The sequence below is a fragment of the Mesorhizobium sp. M1E.F.Ca.ET.045.02.1.1 genome, assembly GCF_003952485.1.
Classification (GTDB): domain Bacteria; phylum Pseudomonadota; class Alphaproteobacteria; order Rhizobiales; family Rhizobiaceae; genus Mesorhizobium.
This window is the reverse complement of the sequence record NZ_CP034447.1, coordinates 5,606,277-5,630,514: the sequence shown is the minus strand read 5'-3', so window position 1 is coordinate 5,630,514 and position 24,238 is coordinate 5,606,277. Positions and strand designations below refer to the sequence as shown.

Genomic DNA, 24,238 nt, shown 5'->3' with positions numbered 1-24,238 from the left:
ATTCGGCCCGCGTTCGATGCAAGGGGTTTTCGAGGACCCCGAAAAGGAGAACGGCATGAACCAAGAGGTCATGAATCTCTTCAACCCCCAGGCGCCTGCGCAGGTGTTCGATTCCATCCGGATCTCGCTCGCCAGCCCTGAGAAGATTCTGTCTTGGTCGTTCGGCGAGATCAAAAAGCCGGAGACCATCAACTACCGCACCTTCAAGCCGGAGCGTGACGGTCTGTTCTGCGCGCGCATTTTTGGCCCGATCAAGGACTACGAGTGCCTGTGCGGCAAGTACAAGCGCATGAAGTACAAGGGCGTCATCTGCGAGAAGTGCGGCGTCGAAGTCACGCTGTCGCGCGTCCGCCGCGAGCGCATGGGCCATATCGAGCTCGCCGCGCCCGTCGCCCATATCTGGTTCCTGAAGTCGCTGCCCTCGCGCATCGGCACGCTGCTCGACATGACGCTGAAGGACATCGAGCGCGTCCTCTACTTCGAGAACTACATCGTCACCGAGCCGGGCCTCACCGCGCTGAAGGAGCACCAGCTGCTCAGCGAGGAAGAGTACATGCTGGCCGTCGACGAGTATGGCGAGGATTCCTTCACCGCCATGATCGGCGCCGAGGCCATCCATGACCTCCTCGCCGGCATGGATCTGGAGAAGATCGCCGGCGACCTGCGCTCGGAGCTGGCTTCGACCACCTCCGAGTTGAAGCAGAAGAAGCTCTTGAAGCGGCTCAAGGTCGTCGAGAACTTCATGGAATCCGGCAACCGTCCGGAATGGATGATCATGAAGGTGGTTCCGGTGATCCCGCCGGACCTGCGTCCGCTGGTTCCCCTGGACGGCGGCCGTTTCGCCACGTCCGACCTCAACGACCTCTATCGCCGCGTCATCAACCGCAACAACCGCCTGAAGCGGCTGATCGAGCTGCGCGCGCCGGGCATCATCGTGCGCAACGAGAAGCGCATGCTGCAGGAGGCCGTCGATGCGCTCTTCGACAACGGCCGCCGCGGCCGCGTCATCACCGGCGCCAACAAGCGTCCGCTGAAGTCGCTGTCGGACATGCTGAAGGGCAAGCAGGGCCGGTTCCGCCAGAACCTGCTCGGCAAGCGCGTCGACTATTCCGGCCGCTCGGTCATTGTGACCGGCCCGGAGCTCAAGCTGCATCAGTGCGGCCTGCCGAAGAAGATGGCGCTGGAACTCTTCAAGCCCTTTATCTACGCCCGCCTCGACGCCAAGGGTTTCTCCTCGACCGTCAAGCAGGCGAAGAAGCTGGTCGAGAAGGAGCGTCCGGAGGTCTGGGATATTCTCGACGAGGTCATCCGCGAGCATCCGGTGCTGCTCAACCGTGCGCCGACGCTGCACCGCCTCGGCATCCAGGCGTTCGAGCCGATCCTCATCGAAGGCAAGGCGATCCAGCTGCATCCGCTGGTCTGCACGGCCTTCAACGCCGACTTCGACGGCGACCAGATGGCGGTCCACGTGCCGCTGTCGCTGGAAGCGCAGCTCGAAGCCCGCGTGCTGATGATGTCGACCAACAACATCCTGCACCCGGCCTCCGGCGCGCCGATCATCGTGCCGTCGCAGGACATGGTTCTCGGTCTCTACTATCTGTCGATCGTCAACCAGAACGAGCCGGGCGAAGGCATGGTGTTCGCCGACATGGGCGAGCTCCAGCACGCGCTGGAGACCAAGGCCGTTACCCTGCACGCCAAGATCAAGGGTCGCTTCCGCACGGTCGACGCCGAAGGCAAGGTCGTGTCGAAGATCTACGACACCACGCCTGGCCGCATGATCATCGGCGAGCTTCTGCCGAAGAACGTCAACGTGCCCTATGAGACCGCCAACCAGGAGATGACCAAGAAGAACATCTCCAAGATGATCGACACCGTCTACCGCCACTGCGGCCAGAAGGAGACGGTCATCTTCTGCGATCGCATCATGGCGCTCGGTTTCGCGCATGCCTGCCGCGCCGGCATCTCGTTCGGCAAGGACGACATGCTGATCCCGGACACCAAGCTGAAGCTGGTCTCCGACACCGAGGCTTTGGCCAAGGAATACGAGCAGCAGTACAATGACGGCCTGATCACCCAGGGCGAGAAGTACAACAAGGTGGTCGACGCCTGGGCCAAGTGCTCGGAAAAGGTCGCTGACGAGATGATGGCCCGCATCAAGGCCGTCGAGTTCGAGGACAACGGCCGTCAGAAGCCGATGAACTCGATCTACATGATGTCGCATTCGGGTGCGCGTGGTTCGCCCACCCAGATGCGACAGCTCGCCGGCATGCGCGGCCTGATGGCCAAGCCGTCGGGTGAAATCATCGAGACGCCGATCATCTCGAACTTCAAGGAAGGCCTCACCGTGCTCGAGTACTTCAACTCGACCCACGGCGCCCGCAAGGGTCTGGCCGACACCGCCTTGAAGACGGCGAACTCGGGTTACTTGACCCGCCGTCTGGTCGACGTGGCGCAGGACTGCATCGTCAATTCGCTGGATTGCGGCACCGACAAGGGCCTCACCATGCAGCCGATCGTCGATGCCGGCCAGATCGTCGCCTCGGTCGGCCAGCGCGTGCTGGGCCGCACGGCGCTCGACGACATCAACCATCCGGTCTCCGGCGAATTGCTGGTCAAGGCCGGCAAGCTGATGGACGAGCGCGACGTGGAGCAGATCGAGAAGGCCGGCGTGCAGTCGGTGCGTATCCGCTCGGCGCTGACCTGCGAGATCAGGACCGGCGTCTGCGCGGTCTGCTACGGTCGCGATCTTGCCCGCGGCACGCCCGTCAACCAGGGCGAGGCCGTCGGCGTCATCGCGGCGCAGTCGATCGGCGAGCCGGGCACCCAGCTCACCATGCGCACCTTCCACATGGGCGGCACCGCGCAGGTGGTGGACTCCTCGTTCCTCGAAGCCTCCTATGAGGGCAAGGTCGAGATCCGCAACCGCAACGTGGTGCGCAACTCCGACGGCCAGCAGATGGTCATGGGCCGCAACATGGCGGTCCTGATCCTCGACGAGACCGGCAAGGAGCGCGCCACGCACCGCGTCGCCTATGGCTCGCGCATCTTCGTGGACGACGGCGACAAGGTGAAGCGCGGCCAGCGCATCGCCGAGTGGGATCCTTACACCCGCCCGATCCTCACCGAAATCGAGGGCAAGGTGGCGTTCGAGGATCTGGTCGACGGCATCTCCGTTCAGGAAACGGCCGACGAGTCGACCGGCATCACCAAGCGTGAGGTCATCGACTGGCGTTCGACGCCGCGCGGCAGCGACCTGAAGCCGGCGATCGTCGTTCAGGACGCCAAGGGCAAGGTGGGCAAGCTGTCGAAGGGCGGCGATGCACGCTTCCTGCTCTCGGTCGAGGCCATCCTCTCGGTCGAGCCGGGCGCGCATGTCCGTCCGGGCGACGTGCTGGCGCGTATCCCGATGGAAAGCGCCAAGACCAAGGACATCACCGGTGGTCTGCCGCGCGTTGCCGAACTGTTCGAGGCCCGCCGTCCGAAGGATCACGCCATCATCGCCGAGATCGATGGCACGATCCGCTTCGGCCGCGACTACAAGAACAAGCGCCGCATCATCATCGAGCCGCACGACTCGACGCTGGAGCCGGTCGAGTACCTGATCCCGAAGGGCAAGCCGTTCCATCTCCAGGACGGCGACGTCATCGAGAAGGGCGACTACATTCTCGACGGCAACCCGGCGCCGCATGACATCCTGGCGATCAAGGGCGTGGAGGCGCTTGCGTCCTATCTCGTCAACGAGATCCAGGAGGTCTACCGCCTGCAGGGCGTGTCGATCAACGACAAGCATATCGAGGTGATCGTTCGCCAGATGCTGCAGAAGGTCGAGATCACCACGCAGGGCGATTCGACCTACATTCCGGGCGACCACGTCGACGTGATCGAGCTGGAAGAGGTCAACGAGCGCCTGATCGAGGACGGCAAGAAGCCGGCCGAAGGTCAGCCGGTGCTGCTCGGCATCACCAAGGCCTCGCTGCAGACGCCGTCCTTCATCTCGGCCGCCTCCTTCCAGGAGACGACCAGGGTGCTGACGGAAGCCGCGGTTGCCGGCAAGACCGACATGCTGCAGGGCCTGAAGGAGAACGTCATCGTCGGCCGTCTGATCCCGGCTGGCACCGGCGGCACGATGAGCCAGATCCGGCGCATCGCCACCTCGCGCGACGAGTTGATCATCGACGAGCGCCGCAAGGCGTCCGGCGTCGAGGTCGCCGAGCCGATGCTGACCAACATGGTCAACGCCGCGCAGTAAGCGCCGCCGGTGGAATGAGAGAAGGAAAAGGGGCCTGCGTGGCCCCTTTTTGCATTTGGGCTTCACGAACGAGGATGAACCATGAGCGCCAAGACCTGGACGGCTGTCGACGACTATATCGTCTCCTCTCTTTTCGATGCGGACCCCGCGCTGCATGCCGTGCTGGCAACCAACCGCGATCAGGGCCTGCCGGCGATCGATGTCTCCGCGGCGCAAGGCAAATTGCTTTCGCTCCTCGTGCGGATTCGGGGCGCGAAAAAGGTGCTTGAGGTCGGCACGCTCGGTGGCTACTCGACCATCTGGATGGCAACGGGATTGCCCGCCGACGGCAAGATCGTGACGCTGGAGCTTGATCCTCACCACGCCAAGGTCGCGCGCTCCAACTTCGAGCGGGCAGGGGTTTCGGACAAGGTGGACCTGCGCCTCGGCCCTGCGCTGCAGTCGTTGGCTCAACTGGAGAGCGAAAAAGCCGGTCCGTTCGATCTGATCTTCATCGACGCCGACAAGCCGAACAACCCGAACTATCTCTCCTGGGCCATGCGGCTGTCGCGCTCCGGCACGGTCATCGTCTGCGACAATGTCATCCGCGACGGCGCCGTGCTGAAGAATGACGGTCGCGACGAGAATGTCATTGGCGCCCGCGCGGTGTTCTCCTTCATCGGCGGCGAGAAGCGTCTGGACGGCACCGCCATCCAGACCGTCGGCGCCAAGGGCTATGACGGCTTTGCGATTGCGATCGTGGACTGACGCGGGCCCGCGCCGGTTCGGTCAACTCGGTCGACGCCCGTCGACTCAGTCGAAGAACGGCTCGACCACGTTGCGCTTGCCCAGCATGAAGGCATCGGCGACATGCTGCAGCGGCGCGAGGTCGACATCGGAGACGCCGGCACGCACGATCTCGGCGAAACGCTTGTAGAGCATCGGATATTCGGCTTCCGGCTCGTCATGGATGATCTTGCCGTCGACGGCGAGCTTTGCGCCGCCGCCCGAAAGCACCATCTTGCCATTGTCCGTCTCGGCCAGGATGTCCCAGCTCTGCGGGCCGGTCTGCAGCCAATCGAGTTCCATCGTCACCGGCAGCCCGTTCGAGGTGCGGAAGGTGACATGCGCCGCCACCGGCGAAGCGCGGTTCTCGGGGAAGTCGAGCACGGCCGACGTGATGAACATCGGCGGCAGGATGTGGGTGGCGATCGACAGCGCGTTGATGCCGGGGTCGAACACGCCGAAGCCGCCCGGCGCCCAGATCCATTCCTGGTTGGGATGCCAGCGGCGCACATCTTCCTTCCAGTTGATGGCGGCCGAGCTGATCGTGGCCGAGGCGAGGAAAGCGCGCGCGGCCTCGACCGCCGGCGCGTAGCGCGAATGCCAGCTCGCAAAGAGCGAGACGCCGTTTTTCGCGGCAATCGCCTTAAGGTCTTCGACCTCGCTGACGGTGGCGCCCGGCGGCTTCTCCATGAAGACATGCTTCTTCGCCTCGAGCGCCGTGCGCGCGGCGTCGTAACGAAACTGCGGCGGCATGCAGAGTGAAACCGCGTCCAGGCCGGGCTCGGCGTCGAGCATCGCCTCGATCGTCGGATAGTTCGCAATACCGTCGACCTTGCCGTGGCGGCTGGCCGCGGCCGCAAGCCGGTAGTCGGCGTCCTTCGCCAGGGCGGGCAGGTGCTGGTCGCGGACGATCTTTCCCACGCCGACGATACCGAGCCTGATGGGATTGCTGGTCATGGTAACTCCGAATTGGAAGAGGTGGATGTTTCTAGGCAGGAGGAAGCGGCCCGGCAAGCCGGGATAATGCGTTGCTGCCGACGTCGCGGCCTTGGTTGATCAGATCGGTTCTTCGAAGGTGACGATCGAGACCTCGCCTTCCAGCGCGCCCTGATAGGCCGACAGATGCGGCTCCTCGTCGGGCGCGCCGTCCATGTCGCCGATCTGGTCGAGTTCGGCCTCGGCATAGCCTTCGGCGGCGAGCGATTCGAGCGCGCGGCGCACCGCCGAATCGTCGTCCGGCGCGACCAGCATCACATGGACGCCCTCCGGCTTGCCGCCCTTCCTCTTCCACACCCGGCCGGTGATGATGGTGACCGGGCGCTCTTCATTGTCGTTCACGGGCCGATTCCTTTTTTGGCCGAGATTCGGCCGGGTGAGGGGGTTTCTCCTCTTCATGCCGCCTTTTGGCATGAAGCCGGTGCATAGGACAGCCGAAAGCCGGTCACTTTCTTCCCCGCTCTTGAAAAAAGACGCAAGAAAATTACATGCGTTTTCCGCATGGCTGCCAAGCCTCGAATTGGGCGCAATATTTGCTGCTTCGGGGTTGACGGATAGGGGCCGTGCGAGTAGAAGCCGCCCCGTCAGAACCGATGTGAGACTTGCCTTTCCGAGGCGACGCGCTTTGGAGTTTGTCTCAAACAGGGTTCGTTTTACGAGCGAAAAGACATTTCCGGCGCGCATGAAGCGGCTTCCGCTTCCTCTGCAATTTGTTCGGGCAGGACCGCGAGACGCGGTGTTTTGCCCGAATTTGCGTATGGAAATGGCGCTTTGAGCGGCCCTGACAGGGCAAGACACGGAATTGAGAGACAAGAGGGTTTAATGCCTACCGTCAACCAGCTGATCCGCAAGCCGCGCCTGGCGCCGGTGAAGCGCAACAAGGTCCCGGCCATGCAGCAGAACCCGCAGAAGCGGGGCGTCTGCACGCGCGTCTACACCACGACGCCGAAGAAGCCGAACTCGGCGCTGCGCAAGGTGGCCAAGATCCGCCTGACCAATGGTTTTGAAGTGATCGGCTACATCCCGGGCGAAGGCCATAACCTTCAGGAGCACTCGGTGGTCATGATCCGCGGCGGCCGCGTCAAGGATCTGCCGGGCGTCCGCTATCACATCATCCGCGGCGTGCTCGACACGCAGGGTGTGAAGAACCGCAAGCAGCGCCGTTCGAAATACGGTGCGAAGCGTCCGAAGTAAGGGTTTCCGGCTTCGGCGCTTTTTTGACTGCGCCGTGCCACGAGATTGAGAGACAAAAGCCATGTCCCGTCGTCACAGTGCAGAAAAGCGTGAGATCAATCCGGACCCCAAGTTCGGCGACCTGATCGTCACCAAGTTCATGAACGCCGTCATGTATGACGGCAAGAAGTCGGTTGCCGAGACCATCGTCTACGGCGCGCTGGATCAGGTCCAGGCCAAGACCAAGCAGGAGCCGGTCACCGTCTTCCATCAGGCGCTCGACAATGTCGCGCCGCATGTGGAAGTGCGCTCGCGCCGCGTCGGCGGCGCCACCTACCAGGTTCCGGTCGACGTGCGCCCCGAGCGCCGTCAGGCGCTGGCCATCCGCTGGCTGATCGCTGCGGCACGCAACCGCAACGAGACCACCATGATCGACCGCCTCTCGGGCGAGCTGATGGATGCGGCCAACAACCGCGGCACCGCCGTCAAGAAGCGTGAAGACACCCACAAGATGGCGGAAGCCAACCGCGCCTTCGCGCACTACCGCTGGTAAAGCGCGAACGAGACTGAGAGGCACCTCCCATGGCCCGCGAATACAAAATCGAAGACTACCGCAATTTCGGTATCATGGCGCATATCGACGCCGGCAAGACGACGACGACCGAGCGCGTCCTGTACTACACGGGCAAGTCGCACAAGATCGGCGAAGTCCATGACGGCGCCGCTACCATGGACTGGATGGAGCAGGAGCAGGAACGCGGCATCACCATCACCTCGGCCGCGACCACGACCTTCTGGAAGGGTCGTGACGGCAAGATGCGCCGCTTCAACATCATCGATACCCCCGGACACGTCGACTTCACCATCGAGGTGGAGCGTTCGCTGCGCGTGCTCGACGGCGCCATCGCGCTGCTCGATGCCAATGCCGGCGTCGAGCCGCAGACCGAGACCGTGTGGCGTCAGGCCGACAAGTACCACGTGCCGCGCATGATCTTCTGCAACAAGATGGACAAGATCGGCGCCGACTTCTACCGCTCGGAGGAAATGATCGGCTCGCGCCTCGGCGCGCAGGCCGTCGTCATGCAATTGCCGATCGGCGCCGAGACCGAATTCAAGGGCGTCGTCGACCTCGTCGAGATGAACGCGCTCGTCTGGCGCGACGAGACGCTGGGCGCTGCCTGGGACGTTGTCGAGATCCCGGCCGACCTCAAGGCCAAGGCCGAGCAGTATCGTGAGAAGATGATCGAGGCCGCCGTCGAGATGGACGAGACCGCACTCGAGAATTACCTCGAAGGCAAAATGCCGTCGAACGACGAGATCCGCGCGCTGATCCGCAAGGGCACAATCGCGGTGAAGTTCTTCCCGATGTTCTGCGGCTCGGCCTTCAAGAACAAGGGCGTGCAGCCGCTGCTCGACGCCGTCGTCGAATACCTGCCGTCGCCGATCGATGTGCCAGCTATCAAGGGGGTCGACGCCAAGACCGACGCCGAGATCGAGCGTCATGCCGACGACAACGAGCCGCTGTCGATGCTGGCGTTCAAGATCATGAACGACCCGTTCGTCGGCTCGCTGACCTTCGCCCGCATCTATTCGGGCAAGCTCACCAAGGGCACCTCGCTCGACAACACCGTGAAGGGCAAGAAGGAGCGCATCGGCCGCATGCTGCAGATGCATGCGAATTCGCGCGCCGACATCGAGGAAGCCTACGCCGGCGACATCGTGGCGCTGGCCGGCCTCAAGGACACGACCACCGGCGACACGCTGTGCGATCCGCTGCACCCGGTCATCCTCGAGCGCATGGAATTCCCCGATCCGGTCATCCAGATCGCCATCGAGCCGAAGACCAAGAACGACCAGGAGAAGATGGGCCTCGCCCTGCATCGCCTGGCGGCCGAGGATCCGTCCTTCCGCGTCAAGACCGACGAGGAAAGCGGCCAGACCATCATCGCCGGCATGGGCGAGCTGCATCTCGACATCATCGTCGACCGCATGCGCCGCGAGTTCAAGGTGGAAGCCAATGTCGGCGCTCCGCAGGTGGCCTATCGCGAGACGATCACCCGCACCCATGAGCAGGACTACACGCACAAGAAGCAGACCGGCGGTACCGGCCAGTTCGCGCGCGTCAAGATCGTGTTCGAGCCGAACACCGAGAGTGAAGAGTTCGTGTTCGAGTCCAAGATCGTCGGCGGCGCGGTGCCGAAGGAATATATCCCGGGCGTCGAGAAAGGCATCCAGAGCGTCATGGGCTCCGGTCCGTTCGCCGGCTTCCCGATGATCGGCGTCAAGGCGACGCTGATCGACGGCGCCTTCCACGACGTCGACTCCTCGGTGCTGGCGTTCGAAATCGCCTCCCGCGCCTGCTTCAAGGAAGCAGCGCCCCGGCTCGGCGTTCAGCTGCTGGAGCCGATCATGAAGGTCGAGGTCGTGACGCCGGAAGACTATGTCGGCGGCGTCATCGGCGATCTCAACGGCCGTCGTGGCCAGATCCAGGGCCAGGAAGCGCGCGGCGTGGCTGTTGTCATCAACGCCATGGTGCCTTTGGCCAACATGTTCAAATACGTCGACAATCTGCGTTCGATGTCGCAGGGCCGCGCCCAGTACACGATGCAGTTCGACCACTACGAACCGGTTCCGACCGCGGTCGCCCAGGAAGTCCAGAAGAAATACGCGTAACTCGAGCGGGTTGCACGAGACCTTAATTTGAGCCCCGCACGGGCAAGGAATGGAGACATCACATGGCAAAAGGTAAATTCGAGCGCACCAAGCCGCATGTGAACATTGGCACGATCGGTCACGTCGATCATGGCAAGACGTCGCTGACGGCGGCGATCACGAAGTATTTTGGCGAATACAAGCGCTATGACCAGATCGACGCGGCGCCTGAAGAGAAGGCGCGCGGCATCACGATCTCGACGGCGCATGTCGAGTATGAGACGGCCAACCGTCACTATGCCCACGTCGACTGCCCCGGCCACGCCGACTATGTGAAGAACATGATCACCGGTGCCGCGCAGATGGACGGCGCGATCCTGGTGGTTTCGGCCGCCGACGGCCCGATGCCGCAGACCCGCGAGCACATCCTTTTGGCCCGTCAGGTCGGCGTGCCCTCGATCGTGGTGTTCCTGAACAAGGTCGACCAGGTCGACGACGCCGAGCTGCTCGAGCTGGTCGAGCTCGAGGTTCGCGAGCTGCTGACCAAGAACGAGTTCCCCGGCGACGACATTCCGATCGTCAAGGGCTCGGCGCTGGCTGCGCTTGAGGATTCGAACAAGACCATCGGCGAGGATGCGATCCGCGAGCTGATGGCTCAGGTCGACGCCTACATCCCGACGCCGGTTCGTCCGCTGGACAAGCCGTTCCTGATGCCGATCGAGGACGTGTTCTCGATCTCGGGCCGCGGCACGGTCGTGACCGGCCGCGTCGAGCGCGGCGTGGTCAAGGTCGGCGAGGAACTTGAGATCGTCGGCATCCGTCCGACCACCAAGACGACCTGCACGGGCGTCGAGATGTTCCGCAAGCTGCTCGACCAGGGCCAGGCCGGCGACAACATCGGCGCGCTGCTGCGCGGTGTCGACCGTGAGGGCGTCGAGCGCGGCCAGGTTCTGGCCAAGCCGGGTTCGGTCAAGCCGCACAAGAAGTTCGTGGCCGAGGCCTACATCCTGACCAAGGACGAGGGCGGCCGTCACACGCCGTTCTTCACCAACTACCGTCCGCAGTTCTACTTCCGCACGACCGACGTGACGGGCATCGTGACGCTGCCGGCCGGCACCGAGATGGTGATGCCCGGCGACAACATCACCGTCGACGTCGAGCTGATCGTGCCGATCGCGATGGAAGAGAAGCTGCGCTTCGCCATCCGTGAAGGCGGCCGCACCGTCGGTGCCGGCATCGTCGTCACCATCAAAGAGTAATTGGACTGAAACGGATCTGTCGCGGGCGCGGGAGCTGCCCGCGCCGCGCCAGAACAAGGAATTGACGCATGAACGGACAGAATATCCGCATCCGCCTTAAGGCGTTTGACCACCGGGTGCTCGACGCCTCGACGCGCGAAATCGTGTCGACCGCCAAGCGCACCGGCGCCAACGTCCGCGGCCCCATTCCGCTGCCGACGCGGATCGAAAAGTTCACGGTCAACCGGTCGCCTCACGTCGACAAGAAGAGCCGCGAGCAGTTCGAGATGCGCACCCACAAGCGGCTGCTCGACATCGTCGATCCGACCCCGCAGACCGTCGATGCTCTGATGAAGCTCGATCTGGCCGCCGGTGTCGACGTCGAGATCAAGCTCTAAGGAACAAGAGGGCGGGGCGACCCGGAACTCTGAAGGAACAAGAGGCGTGGAGGGGCGCTAGCCCCGACAGGGAACTCTAAAGGAATTGAACCGATGCGTTCAGGTGTGATTGCAAAGAAGGTGGGAATGACCCGCATCTATAACGATGCCGGGGAACACGTTCCCGTCACCGTTCTCCAGATGGAGAACTGCCAGGTCGTGGCGCAGCGCACGCAGGAGAAGAACGGCTACACCGCCGTCCAGCTCGGCGTTGGCCTTGCCAAGGTGAAGAACACGTCGAAGGCGATGCGCGGCCATTTCGCTGCCGCCTCCGTCGAGCCGAAGGCGAAGCTCGCCGAGTTCCGCGTCTCCGCCGACAACTTGATCGACGTCGGCGCCGAGCTCACCGTCGAGCACTTCGTCGCCGGCCAGAAGGTCGACGTCACGGGCACTTCGACCGGTAAGGGTTTCCAGGGCGTGATCAAGCGGCACAACATGGGTGGCGGCCGTGCCACGCACGGTAACTCGGTCTCGCACCGCACGCACGGTTCGACCGGTCAGCGCCAGGACCCCGGCAAGGTGTTCAAGGGCAAGAAGATGGCCGGCCACATGGGCGACGTTCGCGTCACCACCCAGAATGTCGAGGTCGTCTCGACCGACGCCGACCGCGGCCTGATCCTGATCCGCGGCGCCGTTCCGGGCGTCAAGGGCGCCTGGATCCTGGTTCGCGACGCGGCCAAGGTTGCGCTGCCCGCCAACGCACCGAAGCCCGCCGCAATCCGCGCTGCCGCTGTCGCCAAGAACGACGCCCCGGCTACTGAGGGAGCAGAATAATGGACCTCAAGATCACAACGCTCGGCGGCAAGGACGCCGGCAAGGTGAAACTCTCCGAGGAGATTTTCGGCCTTGACCCGCGCGAGGACATCCTGCAGCGCGTCGTGCGCTGGCAGCTCGCCAAGAAGCAGCAGGGCACGCACAAGGCCAAGGGCCGCGCCGAGATCGCGCGCACCGGCGCCAAGATGTACAAGCAGAAGGGTACGGGCCGCGCCCGTCACCATTCGGCTCGCGCTCCGCAGTTCCGCGGCGGCGGCAAGGCGCACGGCCCGGTCGTGCGCAGCCACGAGCACGAGCTGCCGAAGAAGGTGCGCGCGCTCGGCCTGAAGCATGCGCTCTCGGCCAAGGCCAAGAGCGCCTCGCTGATCATCGTCGACGAGCTGAAGCTGGCCGAGGCGAAGACCAAGGCGCTGGCGGCGAGCCTCGAGACGCTGGGGCTGACCAACGCCCTGGTGATCGGCGGCGCCGAGCTCGACCAGAACTTCAAGCTGGCGGCGACCAACATTCCGAACATCGACGTGCTGCCCATCCAGGGCATCAACGTCTACGACATTCTGCGCCGCGGCACGCTGGTCCTTTCCAAGGCCGCCGTCGAGGCTCTCGAGGAGCGCTTCAAATGACCGACCTTCGTCACTACGACGTGATCGTCTCGCCGGCGATCACTGAAAAGTCGACCATGGCTTCCGAGCAGAACCAGGTCGTCTTCAACGTCGCCAAGAAGGCGTCGAAGCCGGAAATCAAGGCCGCCGTCGAAGCGCTCTTCGGCGTCAAGGTGATGGCCGTGAACACGCTCGTCCGCAAGGGCAAGATCAAGCGCTTCCGCGGCACGGTTGGCCGCCAGGGCGACGTCAAGAAGGCGGTTGTGACGCTGGCCGAGGGCCAGTCGATCGACGTCGCGACGGGTCTCTGAGCAAGGCCGCGAGGACAGGACAATGGCACTCAAGAAATTCAACCCGGTAACGCCGAGCACCCGCCAGCTGGTCATTGTCGACCGCTCGGGCCTCTACAAGGGCAAGCCCGTCAAGGGGCTGACCGAAGGCCTGACCAAGTCGGGCGGCCGCAATAACTACGGCCGCATTACGGCCCGCTTCATCGGCGGCGGTCACAAGCGTTCGTACCGCATCATCGACTTCAAGCGTAAGAAGTACGACGTCGTCGGCACGGTGGAGCGTATCGAATACGATCCGAACCGCACCGCCTTCATCGCGCTGATCAAGTATGACGATGGCGAGCTGTCCTACATCCTGGCGCCGCAGCGTCTCGCCGCCGGCGACAAGATCGTGGCCGGCGAAGCGGTCGACGTGAAGCCGGGCAATGCGATGCCGCTGGCTTCGATGCCGGTCGGCACGATCGTCCACAACATTGAGCTGAAGCCGGGCAAGGGCGGCCAGGTCGCCCGTTCGGCGGGCGGCTACGCCCAGCTCGTCGGCCGCGACCAGGGCATGGCGATCCTGCGCCTCAACTCGGGCGAGCAGCGCGTCGTGCACGGCTCCTGCATGGCCACCGTCGGCGCCGTGTCGAACCCCGACCACGGCAACATCAACGACGGCAAGGCCGGCCGCACCGTGTGGCGCGGCAAGCGCCCGCACAATCGCGGCGTGGCCATGAACCCGGTCGATCACCCGCACGGCGGCGGCGAAGGCCGCACCTCGGGTGGCCGTCATCCGGTTTCGCCCTGGGGCAAGCCGACCAAGGGCAAGAAGACGCGGTCCAACAAGGCGACCGACAAGTTCATCGTGCGCTCGCGCCATCAGCGCAAGAGCTAAGAAGAGGTAACGCCAAGTGACTCGTTCGATTTGGAAAGGCCCCTTCATCGACGGCTACCTTCTGAAGAAGGTGGACAAGGTTCGTGAAGGCGGTCGCAATGAGGTGATCAAGATGTGGAGCCGTCGCTCCACCATCCTGCCGCAGTTCGTCGGCTTCACCTTCGGTGTCTACAACGGCCAGAAGCATGTCCCGGTCTCCGTGAACGAGGACATGGTCGGTCACAAGTTCGGTGAATTCGCTCCGACCCGGACCTATTACGGTCACGGCGCGGATAAGAAGGCGAAGAGGAAATAATCATGGGCAAGGCCAAAGCTCCGCGCAGGCTTGCTGACAACGAGGCGCGCGCCGTTCTGCGCACCATCCGTATCAGCCCGCAGAAGCTGAACCTGGTTGCCGCGCTGATCCGCGGCAAGAAGGTCGCGACAGCGCTTTCCGACCTCGAATTCTCGGCCAAGCGGATTTCCGGCACGGTCAAGAAGACGCTGGAGTCGGCGATCGCCAACGCGGAAAACAACCACGACCTCGATGTCGACTCGCTGATCGTCTCGGAAGCCTATGTCGGCAAGTCGATCGTCATGAAGCGGTTCCACGCTCGTGGCCGTGGTCGCGCCAGCCGTATCGAAAAGCCGTTCTCGCACCTCACGATCGTCGTTCGTGAAGTCGAGGAAAAAGGGGAGGCCGCATAATGGGCCAGAAAGTCAATCCGATCGGGCTGCGTCTCGGCATCAACCGCACCTGGGATTCGCGCTGGTTCGCGAACACCGGCGAGTATGGCCAGCTGCTGCATGAGGACATCAAGATCCGCAAATATCTTGAAAAGGAACTCAAGCAGGCCGCGATCTCCAAGGTTGTGATCGAGCGTCCGCACAAGAAGTGCCGCGTCACCATCCATGCGGCGCGTCCGGGCCTGATCATCGGCAAGAAGGGCGCCGACATCGAGAAGCTTCGCAAGAAGCTGATGGAGATGACGAAGTCCGAGACGCACCTCAACATCGTTGAAGTGCGCAAGCCGGAAATCGACGCCACGCTGATCGCGCAGTCGATCGCCCAGCAGCTTGAGCGCCGCATCGCGTTCCGCCGCGCCATGAAGCGTGCCGTGCAGTCCGCCATGCGTCTCGGCGCCGAAGGCATCCGCATCAACTGCGGCGGCCGTCTCGGCGGCGCCGAGATCGCGCGCATGGAGTGGTACCGCGAAGGCCGCGTGCCGCTGCACACGCTGCGCGCCGATGTGGACTACGGCACGGCCGAGGCGCAAACGGCGTACGGCATCTGCGGCGTCAAGGTGTGGGTGTTCAAGGGCGAGATCCTCGAGCACGATCCGATGGCATCGGAGCGTCGCGCGACGGAAGGCGATCATGGCGGTCAGACCGGCGAGCGCGAGCGCGGTCGTCGTCGCGAGAACGCCTGAGACATTTGAGAATTTGGAGTTAGGACGATGCTGCAGCCAAAGCGCACAAAGTTCCGCAAGCAGTTCAAGGGCCGTATCCACGGTACCGCCAAGGGCGGCACCAATCTGGATTTCGGCGGTTTCGGGCTGAAGGCGCTTGAGCCGAACCGCGTCACCGCGCGCGAGATCGAGGCGGCCCGCCGCGCGATCACCCGCGAGATGAAGCGCGCCGGCCGCGTCTGGATCCGGGTTTTCCCGGATCTGCCGGTCACATCGAAGCCGACCGAAGTGCGCATGGGTAAGGGCAAGGGCGCCGTCGACTATTGGGCGGCGCGCGTCAAGCCTGGCCGCATCATGTTCGAGATCGACGGCGTCAGCGAGGAGACCGCGCGTGAAGCGCTGCGCCTCGGCGCCGCCAAGCTCTCGGTCAAGACGCGCTTCGTGCAGCGCATCGCAGAATAAGGACAGGCGATCATGAAAGCCGAAGACATCCGGACCAAGACCCAGGATCAGCTGACCGACGACCTGGCCAGCCTGAAGAAGGAGCAGTTCAACCTGCGCTTCCAGAAGGCCACCGGTCAGCTTGAGAAGACCGCGCGCGTGAAGCAGGTCCGCAGGGACATCGCGCGCATCAAGACCATCGCCGCTGAAAAAGCCGCGGCCAAGAAGGGTTAAGACCATGCCAAAGCGCATTCTGCAGGGCACCGTCGTCAGCGACAAGAACGAGAAGACGGTCGTCGTCAAGGTCGAACGGCGCTTCACGCATCCCGTGATGAAGAAGACCGTGCGCATGACCAAGAAGTACAAGGCGCACGACGAGAACAACGCCCACAAGGTCGGCGACCAGGTGTTCATCCAGGAATCGAAGCCGATTTCCAAGGACAAGCGCTGGATCGTCGTCACTTCGGATCAGGCTTGATCCGGGCGAACGAAACGAATTTTGGACAGACCGGGGAGGGGTGTCGAACCCGTCCCGTTAGAAAAGAAGAAGGCGGCCAGTCATGATTCAGATGCAAACAAACCTCGACGTCGCGGACAATTCCGGCGCCCGTCGTGTCATGTGCATCAAGGTGCTGGGCGGCTCGAAGCGGAAGTATGCCTCCGTCGGCGACATCATCGTGGTGTCGATCAAGGAAGCCATCCCGCGCGGCCGCGTTAAGAAGGGCGATGTGATGAAGGCGGTCGTGGTTCGCACGGCCAAGGACATCCGCCGTCCGGACGGCAGCGTGATCCGTTTCGACAAGAACGCGGCCGTTCTCGTCGACAACAAGAAAGAACCGATCGGCACGCGTATCTTCGGGCCGGTTCCGCGCGAGCTTCGCGCCAAGAACCACATGAAGATCATCTCGCTCGCGCCTGAAGTGCTGTAAGGAGCCGGACCAATGCAAAAGATCAGAAAAGGCGACAAGGTCGTCGTGCTTGCCGGCAAGGACAAGGGCCGTTCGGGCGAAGTCCTGTCGGTGCAGCCGAAGGAAGACACCGCGCTCGTGCGCGGCGTGAACCTCATTCGCCGTCATCAGAAGCAGACCCAGTCCCAAGAGGGCGGGATCATCACCAAGGAAGCGCCGATCCACCTGTCGAACATCGCGCTGGCCGACCCCAAGGACGGTAAGCCGACCCGCGTCGGCTTCGCCATCCAGAAGGACGGCAAGAAGGTGCGCGTCGCCAAGCGTTCGGGAGAAGTCATCAATGGCTAAGGCTGAAACCAAGCAGGCGGCTGCCAAGAACGAGCCGCGCCTCAAGAAGGTCTACAACGAGACCATCCGCAAGGCGCTGCAGGAGCAGTTCGGCTACGACAACGACATGCAGGTTCCGCGCCTGGACAAGATCGTGCTGAACATGGGCGTCGGCGAGGCGACCGGCGATTCCAAGAAGCCCTCGGTCGCGGCCGAGGATCTCGCGCTGATCGCCGGCCAGAAGGCCGTCGTCACCCGCGCCCGCAACTCGATCGCGGGCTTCAAGGTGCGCGAGAACATGCCGATCGGCGCCAAGGTCACGCTACGCAAGGAACGCATGTACGAGTTCCTCGACCGCCTCGTGAACATTGCGCTGCCGCGCGTCCGCGACTTCCGCGGGCTGAACCCGAAGAGCTTTGACGGCCGTGGCAACTACGCCATGGGCATCAAGGAACACATCGTGTTCCCGGAGATCAATTACGACAAGGTTGATCAGGTCTGGGGCATGGACGTCATCGTTTGTACGACGGCGAAGACGGACGACGAGGCGAGAGCGCTGCTCAAGGCCTTCAACTTCCCCTTCCGCCAGTAACGGCAGCGAAAAAGGAAAAATCTGAAATGGCAAAGACCAGCTCAGTCGAGAAGAACAACCGGCGCCGCAAGCTTGCCGGTCAGTACGCCGCCAAGCGCAAGGCGCTCAAGGAAATCGTCATGGATCAGTCCAAGCCGATGGAAGAGCGTTTCCGCGCCCAGTTGAAGCTTTCGGCTCTGCCGCGCAACTCGGCCAAGATCCGCATCCGCAACCGCTGCGAAGTCACCGGCCGTCCGCGCGCCTACTATCGCAAGCTCAAGCTTTCGCGTATCGCGCTTCGCGATCTGGGCAACAACGGCCAGATCCCGGGCCTGGTCAAGTCGAGCTGGTAAGGAGACACTGAGATGTCATTGAGCGATCCTCTCGGCGATATGCTGACCCGCATCCGCAACGCCTATGGCCGCAAGAAGTCGAGCGTCTCGACTCCGGCCTCGCGTCTGCGCGCCCGCGTTCTCGAAGTGCTGAAGTCGGAAGGTTATATCCGCGACTACAGCCAGACCGACTTCGATAACGGCAAGTCGGAAATCGAGATCGAGCTGAAGTATTTCGACGGCGCTCCGGTCGTGCGCGAGATCGAGCGCGTCTCGAAGCCTGGCCGCCGCGTCTATGTCTCGGCCAAGTCGATTCCGCACGTCGCCAACGGCCTCGGCATCGCCATCCTTTCGACGCCGAAGGGCGTCATGGCCGACCACGAAGCGCGCGAGCAGAATGTCGGCGGCGAGATCCTCTGCCAGATCTTCTGATCCGGCACGAGATTGATGAATGGGCTTCGGTTCTCGGGATCGCGCCCGGGAACTGGAACCTGAAACGAAAGAAGTGACGAGGACAACAAAATGTCTCGTATCGGAAAGAAACCCGTTTCGCTGCCGCAGGGCGTCTCCGCGACCGTCAACGGCCAGACCGTGACGGCGAAGGGCCCCAAGGGCGAGCTGAAGTTCGTGGTGAACGACGAAGTGCTGGTCAAGATGGAAGGCAGCGAGATCGCTGTCGAGCCGCGCGACCAGTCGAAGACCGCCCGTTCCAAATGGGGCATGTCGCGCACGCAGATCGTCAACATCCTGCAGGGCGTGAAGGACGGCTTCGAGAAGAAGCTCGAGATCACCGGCGTCGGCTATCGTGCCGCCATGCAGGGCAAGAACCTGCAGCTCGCGCTCGGCTTCAGCCACGACGTGGTCTATGAGACGCCGCAGGGCATCACGATCTCAGTGCCGAAGCCGACCGAAATCACGGTCTCCGGCATCGACAAGCAGCAGGTCGGCCAGGTCGCCGCCGAGATCCGCGAATATCGCGGACCGGAGCCCTATAAGGGCAAGGGCGTGCGCTATGCCGACGAGCGGATCGTCCGCAAGGAAGGCAAGAAGAAGTAATAGGCTTGGCCCCGAAAAGTTGCAGACTTTTCGGAAAGGGCCAAGCCCGAGAAGTGTAACGCCGCGGGGAGCGGCCGCGGGAGGCTTGGCCTACCGCACAGGGTCGCCCCCGTTCTCTGAAGGCAAGGAACAGACATCATGGCAAGCCCGAAAGAAATCACCCAGCGCCGCGCGCAGCGCGTGCGCCGCCAGCTCAAGAAGGTCGCCGGCGCGCGTCCGCGTCTCTCGGTGCACCGCACCTCGAAGAACATCTACGTCCAGGTCATCGACGACGCGCAGGGCCGCACGCTGGCCGCCGCCTCGACGCTGGAGAAGGACCTCAAGGGTTCGCTCAAGACCGGCGCCGACACCGCTGCCGCTGCTGCTGTCGGCAAGCTGATCGCCGAGCGCGCCGCGAAGGCCGGCGTCAAGGAAGTCGTCTTCGACCGTGGCGCCTACATCTATCATGGCCGCGTCAAGGCGCTGGCCGAGGCCGCCCGCGAGGGTGGGCTTAGCTTCTGATTTTCACCGCCTGCGACCCAAAGATGGCGCCGGCATTTCAGCAACCCGTGCTTCCGGAAAAGAACAAGGACTAGGACATGGCACAGGAACGTAGGGAAGGCGGCCGCGGCCGCGAGCGTGAGCGCGAAGAGCGCGACGACGGTATGGTGGACAAGCTCGTCCACATCAACCGCGTCGCCAAGGTGGTGAAGGGCGGCCGTCGCTTCGGCTTTGCCGCTCTCGTCGTCGTCGGCGACCAGAAGGGCCGCGTCGGCTTCGGCCACGGCAAGGCGCGCGAAGTGCCGGAGGCGATCCGCAAGGCGACCGAGTCGGCCAAGCGCGACATGATTTTCGTGCCGCTGCGCTCGGGCCGCACGCTGCATCACGACGTCGAGGGCCGCTGGGGCGCCGGACGCGTTCTGCTGCGCGCCGCCAAGCAGGGTACCGGCATCATCGCGGGTGGCCCAATGCGCGCCGTCTTCGAGACGCTCGGCATGCATGACGTGGTCGCCAAGTCGATGGGTTCGTCGAACCCCTACAACATGGTTCGCGCCACCTTCGACGCGCTGAAGAGCCAGATGCATCCGAAGGATGTGGCTGCCGCGCGCGGCATCAAGTATTCGACCCTTCAGGCTCGCCGCGGCACCGCCGTTGCGACCGAAGAATAGTCGACGCTGACCAGGGATTTAGACCATGGCCAAGAAAGCTACCAAGACCATTACCGTCGAGCAGATCGGTTCGCCGATCCGCCGGCCGAAGGAGCAGCGCGCGACGCTGGTCGGCCTCGGCCTCAACAAGATGCACAAGCGGCGCACGCTGGAAGATACCCCTTCCGTGCGCGGCATGATCGCCGCCGTCCAGCACCTCGTCCGCGTCGTGGACGAGGCCTGAACGGAAGCGCAGGAGAACGAAGATGAAACTCAACGATCTGCGTGACAAGGACGGCGCCACGCATTCCAGGAAGCGCCTCGGTCGCGGCATCGGCTCCGGCTCGGGCAAGACCGCCGGTCGCGGCGTCAAGGGCCAGAAGGCGCGCTCCGGCGTCGCCATCAACGGCTTCGAGGGCGGCCAGATGCCGCTCTACCGTCGCCTGCCGAAGCGCGGCTTCAACAACCTGTTCGGCAAGAGCTTCACCGTCGTGTCGCTCGCCCGCATCCAGGCTGCTGTCGATGCCAAGAAGCTCGATGCCAAGGCGACCGTGACGGCCGAGGCCCTGATTGCCGCCGGCGTCATCCGCCGCGCCAAGGACGGCGTGCGCGTTCTCTCCGACGGCGAGCTCAAGGCCAAGCTCAGCTTCGACGTCGCCGGTGCCTCCAAGGCGGCGATCGAGAAGATCGAGAAGGCCGGCGGTTCGGTGAAGCTGCCGGAAGCGGCCGCCGCCGAGTAACGGCGATTTGAAGCACGGCCGGCGGGAATGACTTCGTTTTTGCCGGCGAAGCGCGCTTCGATCTAGTCAATTAGGCGGCCGCGTCAACGCGGCCGCTTGCATGTTTACGGTCCGGAGCTTATCTCGTGAGCTTCGGTGACACGCACCGCCTGAGCTGCGGGCATCGAGCGTGACCTAGCGGAGAATCAGGCATGGCTTCGGCTGCTGAACAACTAGCCTCCAATCTGAATTTTGCGGCCTTCGCCAAGGCCGAGGATCTGAAGAAGCGCATCTGGTTCACCATCGGCGCGCTGCTCGTCTACCGCCTCGGCACCTACATCCCGCTTCCCGGCATCAATCCCGACGCTTTCGCGCAGGCCTTCTCCTCGCAAAGCAAGGGCGTGCTCGGCATGTTCAACATGTTTGCCGGCGGCGCCGTGCAGCGCATGGCGATCTTCGCGCTGGGCATCATGCCCTACATCTCCGCCTCCATCATCATGCAGCTCATGACCTCGGTCATCCCGTCGCTGGAAGCGCTGAAGAAGGAGGGCGAGCAGGGCCGCAAGATCATCAACCAGTACACGCGCTACGGCACGGTGCTGCTCGCTCTGGTGCAGGCCTACGGCATTTCGATCGGCCTCGAGGGCGGCAATGGCATCGTCAACGATCCCGGCATGTTCTTCCGCATCTCGACGGTTGTCACGCTCGTCGGCGGCACCATGTTCCTGATGTGGCTCGGCGAGCAGATCACCGCCCGTGGCATCGGCAACGGCATTTCGCTGATCATCTTCTCGGGCATCGTCGCCGGCCTGCCGCGCGCCATCTCCGGCACGCTGGAACTCGGCCGCACCGGCGCGCTGTCCACCGGCCTCATTCTCGCGATCATCGTGCTCGCGGTCGTCGTCATCGGTGTCATCGTCTTCTTCGAGCGCGCCCAGCGGCGCCTGCTCATCCAGTATCCGAAGCGTCAGGTCGGCAACCGCATGTTCCAGGGCGACACCTCGCACCTGCCGCTGAAGCTCAACACCTCGGGCGTCATCCCGCCGATCTTCGCCTCCTCGCTGCTGCTTCTGCCGGCAACGGTCGCTGGCTTCTCGCAGACGACGAACCTGCCGGCCTGGGCGAGCACGATTCTGGCCTCCCTCGGCCACGGCCAACCGCTCTACATGGTGTTCTACGCGGCGATGATCATCTTCTTCGCCTTCTTCTACACGGCGATCGTCTTCAACCCGAAGGACACGGCCGACCAGCTCAAGAAGCATTCCGGCTTCATCCCGGGCTACCGGCCGGGCGAGCGCACCGCCGAATATATCGACTATGTTCTGACGCGTATCACCGTCATCGGCGCCGTCTACCTGGTGCTGGTGTGTCTGCTGCCCGAGTTCCTGATTTCAGCGACTGGCGTACCTTTCTACCTCGGTGGCACATCGCTTCTGATCGTGGTCAGTGTCACGCTCGACACGGTGGCGCAGATTCAGGGTCACCTGATCGCGCACCAGTATGAGGGCCTGATCAAGAAGTCGAAGTTGCGTGGGGGTAAGAGGAGCAGATGAGGCTGATATTGCTTGGGCCGCCAGGAGCGGGCAAGGGGACGCAAGCACAGAGACTGGTAGACAAACATGGCATACCCCAGCTTTCGACGGGTGACATGCTGCGTGCCGCCGTCCAGGCCGGAACCGAGGTCGGCAAGCGTGCCAAGGCTGTAATGGATGCCGGCGAGCTGGTGTCGGATGCGATCGTCAACGCGATCGTCGCCGAACGGATCGACCAGCCCGATTGCGCCAGAGGCTTCATCCTCGACGGATATCCGCGCACGCTGATACAGGCCGATGCCGTGGAGGCTATGCTTTCGGAGCGCAATATTGCGCTGGACTGTGTCATCGAGCTCGTCGTCGACGACAAGGCGCTGGTGGGACGCATCGTCAAGCGCGCTGAGGATGCCCAGGCCGCAGGCCAGCCTGTACGCAAGGACGACAACCCGGCTGTGTTCGAGGAGCGCCTGCGGGAATATTACAAGAAGACGGCGCCGCTGACCGGCTATTATTACGCCAAAGGCAGGCTGAAGACCGTCGATGGCATGGCCAGTATCGACGGGGTGACCGCGGAGATCGAGAAGGTGCTCGCGGCGACGGCGAGGTAGGTCGTTCCGACAAGCAAAGATTGCGCTTGACTGGAGGGAGCCGTTGGGGTATGGCGGCCCGTCTTCCTGTCAGGCATGGACTTTGCTTGCCCGCAAGGGCAGGGCAGTCGTTTTGAACCAGGAAACTCCCGCAAGGGCCGGCCTCCACCGGACGCGGGGCAACTTAGATAGCGCCGGCACGTCCGGCCCACATGGAGATGAGAACAAATGGCTCGTATAGCCGGCGTCAACATTCCGACCAACAAGCGCGTCGTCATCGCGCTTCAGTACATTCACGGCATCGGCAAGAAGTTTGCCCAGGAGATCGTCGACAAGGTCGGCATCCCGGCGGACCGCCGCGTCAACCAGCTGACCGACGCGGAAGTGCTGCAGATCCGCGAGACGATCGACCGCGACTATCAGGTCGAAGGCGACCTGCGCCGCGAAGTCTCGATGAACATCAAGCGGCTCATGGACCTCGGCTGCTACCGCGGCCTGCGTCACCGCCGCTCGCTGCCAGTCCGCGGCCAGCGCACGCACACCAATGCGCGCACCCGCAAGGGCCCGGCCAAGGCGATCGCCGGCAAGAAGAAGTAATTGAGCGAATAGCGAGTAGCCATTAGCGAGTAGGGGACTCTATTCGCTATTCCCTATTCACTACTCGCTTCTAAAGGTGGAGCCGCTGGCGTTACGGCGGTGTAGAGATCAACTGAAAGGACTACCATGGCCAAGGAAGCCGCTCGTGTTCGCCGCCGCGAACGCAAGAACATCTCGTCGGGCGTTGCCCACGTCAATTCGACCTTCAACAATACGATGATCACTATCACCGACGCGCAGGGCAATTCGATTGCCTGGTCGTCGGCCGGCGCCCAGGGCTTCAAGGGTTCGCGCAAGTCGACCCCGTTCGCCGCCCAGATGGCTGCCGAGGACGTCGCCAAGAAGGCCCAGGAACACGGCATGCGCATGCTTGAGGTCGAGGTCTGCGGACCCGGCTCCGGTCGCGAATCGGCGCTGCGCGCCCTGCAGGCGGCCGGCTTCACCATCACCTCGATCCGTGATGTGACGCCGATCCCGCACAATGGCTGCCGCCCGCGTAAGAAGCGCCGCGTCTAATATTTTTGAACACCGCGTGAGCGCCGAGGCGCTGCTGCGCGGATTTCCAGGCTGCCCGCCACGATTGGATGGTGGCGGGTCAAA

General features: G+C 63.4%; 33 protein-coding genes. 31 read left to right on the top strand and 2 right to left on the bottom strand.

The window, feature by feature from the left end; genetic code table 11:
* The first annotated feature begins 55 nt into the window (after positions 1-55).
* Together rpoC and EJ070_RS27180 are read left to right on the top strand one after the other, a co-directional pair.
* A complete protein-coding gene (rpoC, locus tag EJ070_RS27185) occupies positions 56-4,252 on the top strand; it encodes a DNA-directed RNA polymerase subunit beta' (protein ID WP_126094116.1) in 4,197 nt (1,398 codons plus the stop codon).
* Between the two features lie 81 nt (positions 4,253-4,333).
* The gene (locus tag EJ070_RS27180; RefSeq protein WP_126094115.1) at positions 4,334-4,999 is read left to right on the top strand and encodes an O-methyltransferase; all 666 of its coding nucleotides are present in this window, start codon (positions 4,334-4,336) and stop codon (positions 4,997-4,999) included.
* Between the two features lie 45 nt (positions 5,000-5,044).
* On the opposite strand, the gene EJ070_RS27175 is transcribed toward EJ070_RS27180, so the two are convergent.
* Together EJ070_RS27175 and EJ070_RS27170 are read right to left on the bottom strand one after the other, a co-directional pair.
* The gene (locus tag EJ070_RS27175) at positions 5,045-5,974 is read right to left on the bottom strand and encodes a Gfo/Idh/MocA family oxidoreductase (RefSeq protein WP_126094114.1); all 930 of its coding nucleotides are present in this window, start codon (positions 5,972-5,974) and stop codon (positions 5,045-5,047) included.
* Positions 5,975-6,073: 99 nt separating this feature from the next.
* Positions 6,074-6,355: a transcriptional regulator gene (locus EJ070_RS27170; protein ID WP_126094113.1), complete on the bottom strand. Its 282-nt coding sequence runs from the start codon at positions 6,353-6,355 to the stop codon at positions 6,074-6,076.
* Positions 6,356-6,835: 480 nt separating this feature from the next.
* On the opposite strand from EJ070_RS27170, the gene rpsL reads away from it, so the two are divergent.
* From rpsL to rpsK, 29 genes are all read left to right on the top strand, one after another.
* Positions 6,836-7,207: a 30S ribosomal protein S12 gene (gene rpsL, locus EJ070_RS27160; RefSeq protein WP_006202128.1), complete on the top strand. Its 372-nt coding sequence runs from the start codon at positions 6,836-6,838 to the stop codon at positions 7,205-7,207.
* 61 nt (positions 7,208-7,268) lie between these two features.
* Complete coding sequence (rpsG, locus tag EJ070_RS27155; RefSeq protein WP_059189563.1) at positions 7,269-7,739, top strand: 30S ribosomal protein S7; 471 nt, start codon at positions 7,269-7,271, stop codon at positions 7,737-7,739.
* A gap of 29 nt (positions 7,740-7,768) precedes the next feature.
* Positions 7,769-9,859, top strand: a complete 2,091-nt coding sequence (gene fusA / locus EJ070_RS27150; protein WP_126094111.1) for an elongation factor G — start codon at positions 7,769-7,771, stop codon at positions 9,857-9,859.
* Positions 9,860-9,921: 62 nt separating this feature from the next.
* A complete protein-coding gene (gene tuf, locus EJ070_RS27145; RefSeq protein WP_095805843.1) occupies positions 9,922-11,097 on the top strand; it encodes an elongation factor Tu in 1,176 nt (391 codons plus the stop codon).
* A 68-nt stretch (positions 11,098-11,165) separates the two neighbouring features.
* Positions 11,166-11,474: a 30S ribosomal protein S10 gene (rpsJ, locus tag EJ070_RS27140; protein WP_006205468.1), complete on the top strand. Its 309-nt coding sequence runs from the start codon at positions 11,166-11,168 to the stop codon at positions 11,472-11,474.
* A 93-nt stretch (positions 11,475-11,567) separates the two neighbouring features.
* The gene (gene rplC, locus EJ070_RS27135; protein WP_126094110.1) at positions 11,568-12,287 is read left to right on the top strand and encodes a 50S ribosomal protein L3; all 720 of its coding nucleotides are present in this window, start codon (positions 11,568-11,570) and stop codon (positions 12,285-12,287) included.
* Positions 12,287-12,907 (top strand): 50S ribosomal protein L4, encoded by a 621-nt coding sequence (rplD, locus tag EJ070_RS27130; protein ID WP_126094109.1) that lies wholly within the window; start codon positions 12,287-12,289, stop codon positions 12,905-12,907. Before rplC ends, rplD begins: the two co-directional genes overlap by 1 nt.
* Positions 12,904-13,197: a 50S ribosomal protein L23 gene (locus EJ070_RS27125; protein WP_126094108.1), complete on the top strand. Its 294-nt coding sequence runs from the start codon at positions 12,904-12,906 to the stop codon at positions 13,195-13,197. Before rplD ends, EJ070_RS27125 begins: the two co-directional genes overlap by 4 nt.
* Before the next feature lie 22 nt (positions 13,198-13,219).
* Positions 13,220-14,053 carry a 50S ribosomal protein L2 gene (rplB, locus tag EJ070_RS27120; RefSeq protein WP_040970375.1) on the top strand — a complete coding sequence of 278 codons (834 nt, stop codon included), beginning with the start codon at positions 13,220-13,222 and terminating at the stop codon, positions 14,051-14,053.
* 16 nt (positions 14,054-14,069) lie between these two features.
* Positions 14,070-14,348 (top strand): 30S ribosomal protein S19, encoded by a 279-nt coding sequence (gene rpsS / locus EJ070_RS27115; RefSeq protein WP_006205463.1) that lies wholly within the window; start codon positions 14,070-14,072, stop codon positions 14,346-14,348.
* Between the two features lie 2 nt (positions 14,349-14,350).
* A complete protein-coding gene (rplV, locus tag EJ070_RS27110; RefSeq protein ID WP_059188489.1) occupies positions 14,351-14,740 on the top strand; it encodes a 50S ribosomal protein L22 in 390 nt (129 codons plus the stop codon).
* Positions 14,740-15,462, top strand: coding sequence for a 30S ribosomal protein S3 (gene rpsC, locus EJ070_RS27105; RefSeq protein ID WP_126094107.1), 723 nt, complete (start codon positions 14,740-14,742; stop codon positions 15,460-15,462). Before rplV ends, rpsC begins: the two co-directional genes overlap by 1 nt.
* A gap of 27 nt (positions 15,463-15,489) precedes the next feature.
* Complete coding sequence (gene rplP, locus EJ070_RS27100; protein WP_027170364.1) at positions 15,490-15,903, top strand: 50S ribosomal protein L16; 414 nt, start codon at positions 15,490-15,492, stop codon at positions 15,901-15,903.
* 12 nt (positions 15,904-15,915) lie between these two features.
* Positions 15,916-16,116 (top strand): 50S ribosomal protein L29, encoded by a 201-nt coding sequence (gene rpmC, locus EJ070_RS27095; protein ID WP_095807484.1) that lies wholly within the window; start codon positions 15,916-15,918, stop codon positions 16,114-16,116.
* Between the two features lie 4 nt (positions 16,117-16,120).
* A complete protein-coding gene (rpsQ, locus tag EJ070_RS27090; protein WP_027170362.1) occupies positions 16,121-16,360 on the top strand; it encodes a 30S ribosomal protein S17 in 240 nt (79 codons plus the stop codon).
* An 82-nt stretch (positions 16,361-16,442) separates the two neighbouring features.
* Positions 16,443-16,811, top strand: a complete 369-nt coding sequence (gene rplN / locus EJ070_RS27085) for a 50S ribosomal protein L14 (protein WP_006205457.1) — start codon at positions 16,443-16,445, stop codon at positions 16,809-16,811.
* 12 nt (positions 16,812-16,823) lie between these two features.
* The gene (gene rplX, locus EJ070_RS27080) at positions 16,824-17,138 is read left to right on the top strand and encodes a 50S ribosomal protein L24 (RefSeq protein WP_059188493.1); all 315 of its coding nucleotides are present in this window, start codon (positions 16,824-16,826) and stop codon (positions 17,136-17,138) included.
* Positions 17,131-17,709, top strand: a complete 579-nt coding sequence (gene rplE, locus EJ070_RS27075) for a 50S ribosomal protein L5 (protein WP_095815056.1) — start codon at positions 17,131-17,133, stop codon at positions 17,707-17,709. The genes rplX and rplE overlap by 8 nt, the downstream gene beginning before the upstream one ends.
* 26 nt (positions 17,710-17,735) lie before the next feature.
* Complete coding sequence (rpsN, locus tag EJ070_RS27070) at positions 17,736-18,041, top strand: 30S ribosomal protein S14 (protein WP_095777623.1); 306 nt, start codon at positions 17,736-17,738, stop codon at positions 18,039-18,041.
* Positions 18,042-18,053: 12 nt separating this feature from the next.
* On the top strand, positions 18,054-18,452 hold the full coding sequence (rpsH, locus tag EJ070_RS27065; RefSeq protein WP_126084112.1) for a 30S ribosomal protein S8: 399 nt from the start codon (positions 18,054-18,056) through the stop codon (positions 18,450-18,452).
* Between the two features lie 90 nt (positions 18,453-18,542).
* A complete protein-coding gene (gene rplF / locus EJ070_RS27060; RefSeq protein WP_126094106.1) occupies positions 18,543-19,076 on the top strand; it encodes a 50S ribosomal protein L6 in 534 nt (177 codons plus the stop codon).
* A gap of 138 nt (positions 19,077-19,214) precedes the next feature.
* Positions 19,215-19,577 carry a 50S ribosomal protein L18 gene (gene rplR / locus EJ070_RS27055; RefSeq protein ID WP_126094105.1) on the top strand — a complete coding sequence of 121 codons (363 nt, stop codon included), beginning with the start codon at positions 19,215-19,217 and terminating at the stop codon, positions 19,575-19,577.
* Between the two features lie 77 nt (positions 19,578-19,654).
* Positions 19,655-20,224, top strand: a complete 570-nt coding sequence (gene rpsE, locus EJ070_RS27050) for a 30S ribosomal protein S5 (RefSeq protein ID WP_095807478.1) — start codon at positions 19,655-19,657, stop codon at positions 20,222-20,224.
* A gap of 25 nt (positions 20,225-20,249) precedes the next feature.
* On the top strand, positions 20,250-20,447 hold the full coding sequence (gene rpmD, locus EJ070_RS27045) for a 50S ribosomal protein L30 (RefSeq protein ID WP_027170355.1): 198 nt from the start codon (positions 20,250-20,252) through the stop codon (positions 20,445-20,447).
* 22 nt (positions 20,448-20,469) lie between these two features.
* Positions 20,470-20,943 (top strand): 50S ribosomal protein L15, encoded by a 474-nt coding sequence (rplO, locus tag EJ070_RS27040; protein ID WP_126094104.1) that lies wholly within the window; start codon positions 20,470-20,472, stop codon positions 20,941-20,943.
* Positions 20,944-21,134: 191 nt separating this feature from the next.
* Positions 21,135-22,475 (top strand): preprotein translocase subunit SecY, encoded by a 1,341-nt coding sequence (gene secY / locus EJ070_RS27035; protein ID WP_126094103.1) that lies wholly within the window; start codon positions 21,135-21,137, stop codon positions 22,473-22,475.
* Entirely contained in the window at positions 22,472-23,062 is a 591-nt protein-coding gene (locus tag EJ070_RS27030) for an adenylate kinase (RefSeq protein WP_126094102.1), read from the top strand. The genes secY and EJ070_RS27030 overlap by 4 nt, the downstream gene beginning before the upstream one ends.
* Before the next feature lie 207 nt (positions 23,063-23,269).
* Positions 23,270-23,638 carry a 30S ribosomal protein S13 gene (gene rpsM, locus EJ070_RS27025; protein ID WP_027170351.1) on the top strand — a complete coding sequence of 123 codons (369 nt, stop codon included), beginning with the start codon at positions 23,270-23,272 and terminating at the stop codon, positions 23,636-23,638.
* A gap of 126 nt (positions 23,639-23,764) precedes the next feature.
* Entirely contained in the window at positions 23,765-24,154 is a 390-nt protein-coding gene (gene rpsK / locus EJ070_RS27020; RefSeq protein WP_006205444.1) for a 30S ribosomal protein S11, read from the top strand.
* Positions 24,155-24,238 lie beyond the last annotated feature (84 nt).

Excerpts from the sequence above, each read along its gene's own strand:
- rpoC (WP_126094116.1), top strand. The coding sequence starts at position 56 with ATGAACCAAGAGGTCATGAATCTCTTCAACCCCCAGGCGCCTGCGCAG.
- EJ070_RS27180 (WP_126094115.1), top strand. The coding sequence starts at position 4,334 with ATGAGCGCCAAGACCTGGACGGCTGTCGACGACTATATCGTCTCCTCT.
- EJ070_RS27175 (WP_126094114.1), bottom strand. The coding sequence starts at position 5,974 with ATGACCAGCAATCCCATCAGGCTCGGTATCGTCGGCGTGGGAAAGATC.
- rpsL (WP_006202128.1), top strand. The coding sequence starts at position 6,836 with ATGCCTACCGTCAACCAGCTGATCCGCAAGCCGCGCCTGGCGCCGGTG.
- rpsG (WP_059189563.1), top strand. The coding sequence starts at position 7,269 with ATGTCCCGTCGTCACAGTGCAGAAAAGCGTGAGATCAATCCGGACCCC.
- fusA (WP_126094111.1), top strand. The coding sequence starts at position 7,769 with ATGGCCCGCGAATACAAAATCGAAGACTACCGCAATTTCGGTATCATG.
- tuf (WP_095805843.1), top strand. The coding sequence starts at position 9,922 with ATGGCAAAAGGTAAATTCGAGCGCACCAAGCCGCATGTGAACATTGGC.
- rpsJ (WP_006205468.1), top strand. The coding sequence starts at position 11,166 with ATGAACGGACAGAATATCCGCATCCGCCTTAAGGCGTTTGACCACCGG.
- rplC (WP_126094110.1), top strand. The coding sequence starts at position 11,568 with ATGCGTTCAGGTGTGATTGCAAAGAAGGTGGGAATGACCCGCATCTAT.
- rplD (WP_126094109.1), top strand. The coding sequence starts at position 12,287 with ATGGACCTCAAGATCACAACGCTCGGCGGCAAGGACGCCGGCAAGGTG.
- EJ070_RS27125 (WP_126094108.1), top strand. The coding sequence starts at position 12,904 with ATGACCGACCTTCGTCACTACGACGTGATCGTCTCGCCGGCGATCACT.
- rplB (WP_040970375.1), top strand. The coding sequence starts at position 13,220 with ATGGCACTCAAGAAATTCAACCCGGTAACGCCGAGCACCCGCCAGCTG.
- rplV (WP_059188489.1), top strand. The coding sequence starts at position 14,351 with ATGGGCAAGGCCAAAGCTCCGCGCAGGCTTGCTGACAACGAGGCGCGC.
- rpsC (WP_126094107.1), top strand. The coding sequence starts at position 14,740 with ATGGGCCAGAAAGTCAATCCGATCGGGCTGCGTCTCGGCATCAACCGC.
- rplP (WP_027170364.1), top strand. The coding sequence starts at position 15,490 with ATGCTGCAGCCAAAGCGCACAAAGTTCCGCAAGCAGTTCAAGGGCCGT.
- rpmC (WP_095807484.1), top strand. The coding sequence starts at position 15,916 with ATGAAAGCCGAAGACATCCGGACCAAGACCCAGGATCAGCTGACCGAC.
- rpsQ (WP_027170362.1), top strand. The coding sequence starts at position 16,121 with ATGCCAAAGCGCATTCTGCAGGGCACCGTCGTCAGCGACAAGAACGAG.
- rplN (WP_006205457.1), top strand. The coding sequence starts at position 16,443 with ATGATTCAGATGCAAACAAACCTCGACGTCGCGGACAATTCCGGCGCC.
- rplX (WP_059188493.1), top strand. The coding sequence starts at position 16,824 with ATGCAAAAGATCAGAAAAGGCGACAAGGTCGTCGTGCTTGCCGGCAAG.
- rplE (WP_095815056.1), top strand. The coding sequence starts at position 17,131 with ATGGCTAAGGCTGAAACCAAGCAGGCGGCTGCCAAGAACGAGCCGCGC.
- rpsN (WP_095777623.1), top strand. The coding sequence starts at position 17,736 with ATGGCAAAGACCAGCTCAGTCGAGAAGAACAACCGGCGCCGCAAGCTT.
- rpsH (WP_126084112.1), top strand. The coding sequence starts at position 18,054 with ATGTCATTGAGCGATCCTCTCGGCGATATGCTGACCCGCATCCGCAAC.
- rplF (WP_126094106.1), top strand. The coding sequence starts at position 18,543 with ATGTCTCGTATCGGAAAGAAACCCGTTTCGCTGCCGCAGGGCGTCTCC.
- rplR (WP_126094105.1), top strand. The coding sequence starts at position 19,215 with ATGGCAAGCCCGAAAGAAATCACCCAGCGCCGCGCGCAGCGCGTGCGC.
- rpsE (WP_095807478.1), top strand. The coding sequence starts at position 19,655 with ATGGCACAGGAACGTAGGGAAGGCGGCCGCGGCCGCGAGCGTGAGCGC.
- rpmD (WP_027170355.1), top strand. The coding sequence starts at position 20,250 with ATGGCCAAGAAAGCTACCAAGACCATTACCGTCGAGCAGATCGGTTCG.
- rplO (WP_126094104.1), top strand. The coding sequence starts at position 20,470 with ATGAAACTCAACGATCTGCGTGACAAGGACGGCGCCACGCATTCCAGG.
- secY (WP_126094103.1), top strand. The coding sequence starts at position 21,135 with ATGGCTTCGGCTGCTGAACAACTAGCCTCCAATCTGAATTTTGCGGCC.
- EJ070_RS27030 (WP_126094102.1), top strand. The coding sequence starts at position 22,472 with ATGAGGCTGATATTGCTTGGGCCGCCAGGAGCGGGCAAGGGGACGCAA.
- rpsM (WP_027170351.1), top strand. The coding sequence starts at position 23,270 with ATGGCTCGTATAGCCGGCGTCAACATTCCGACCAACAAGCGCGTCGTC.
- rpsK (WP_006205444.1), top strand. The coding sequence starts at position 23,765 with ATGGCCAAGGAAGCCGCTCGTGTTCGCCGCCGCGAACGCAAGAACATC.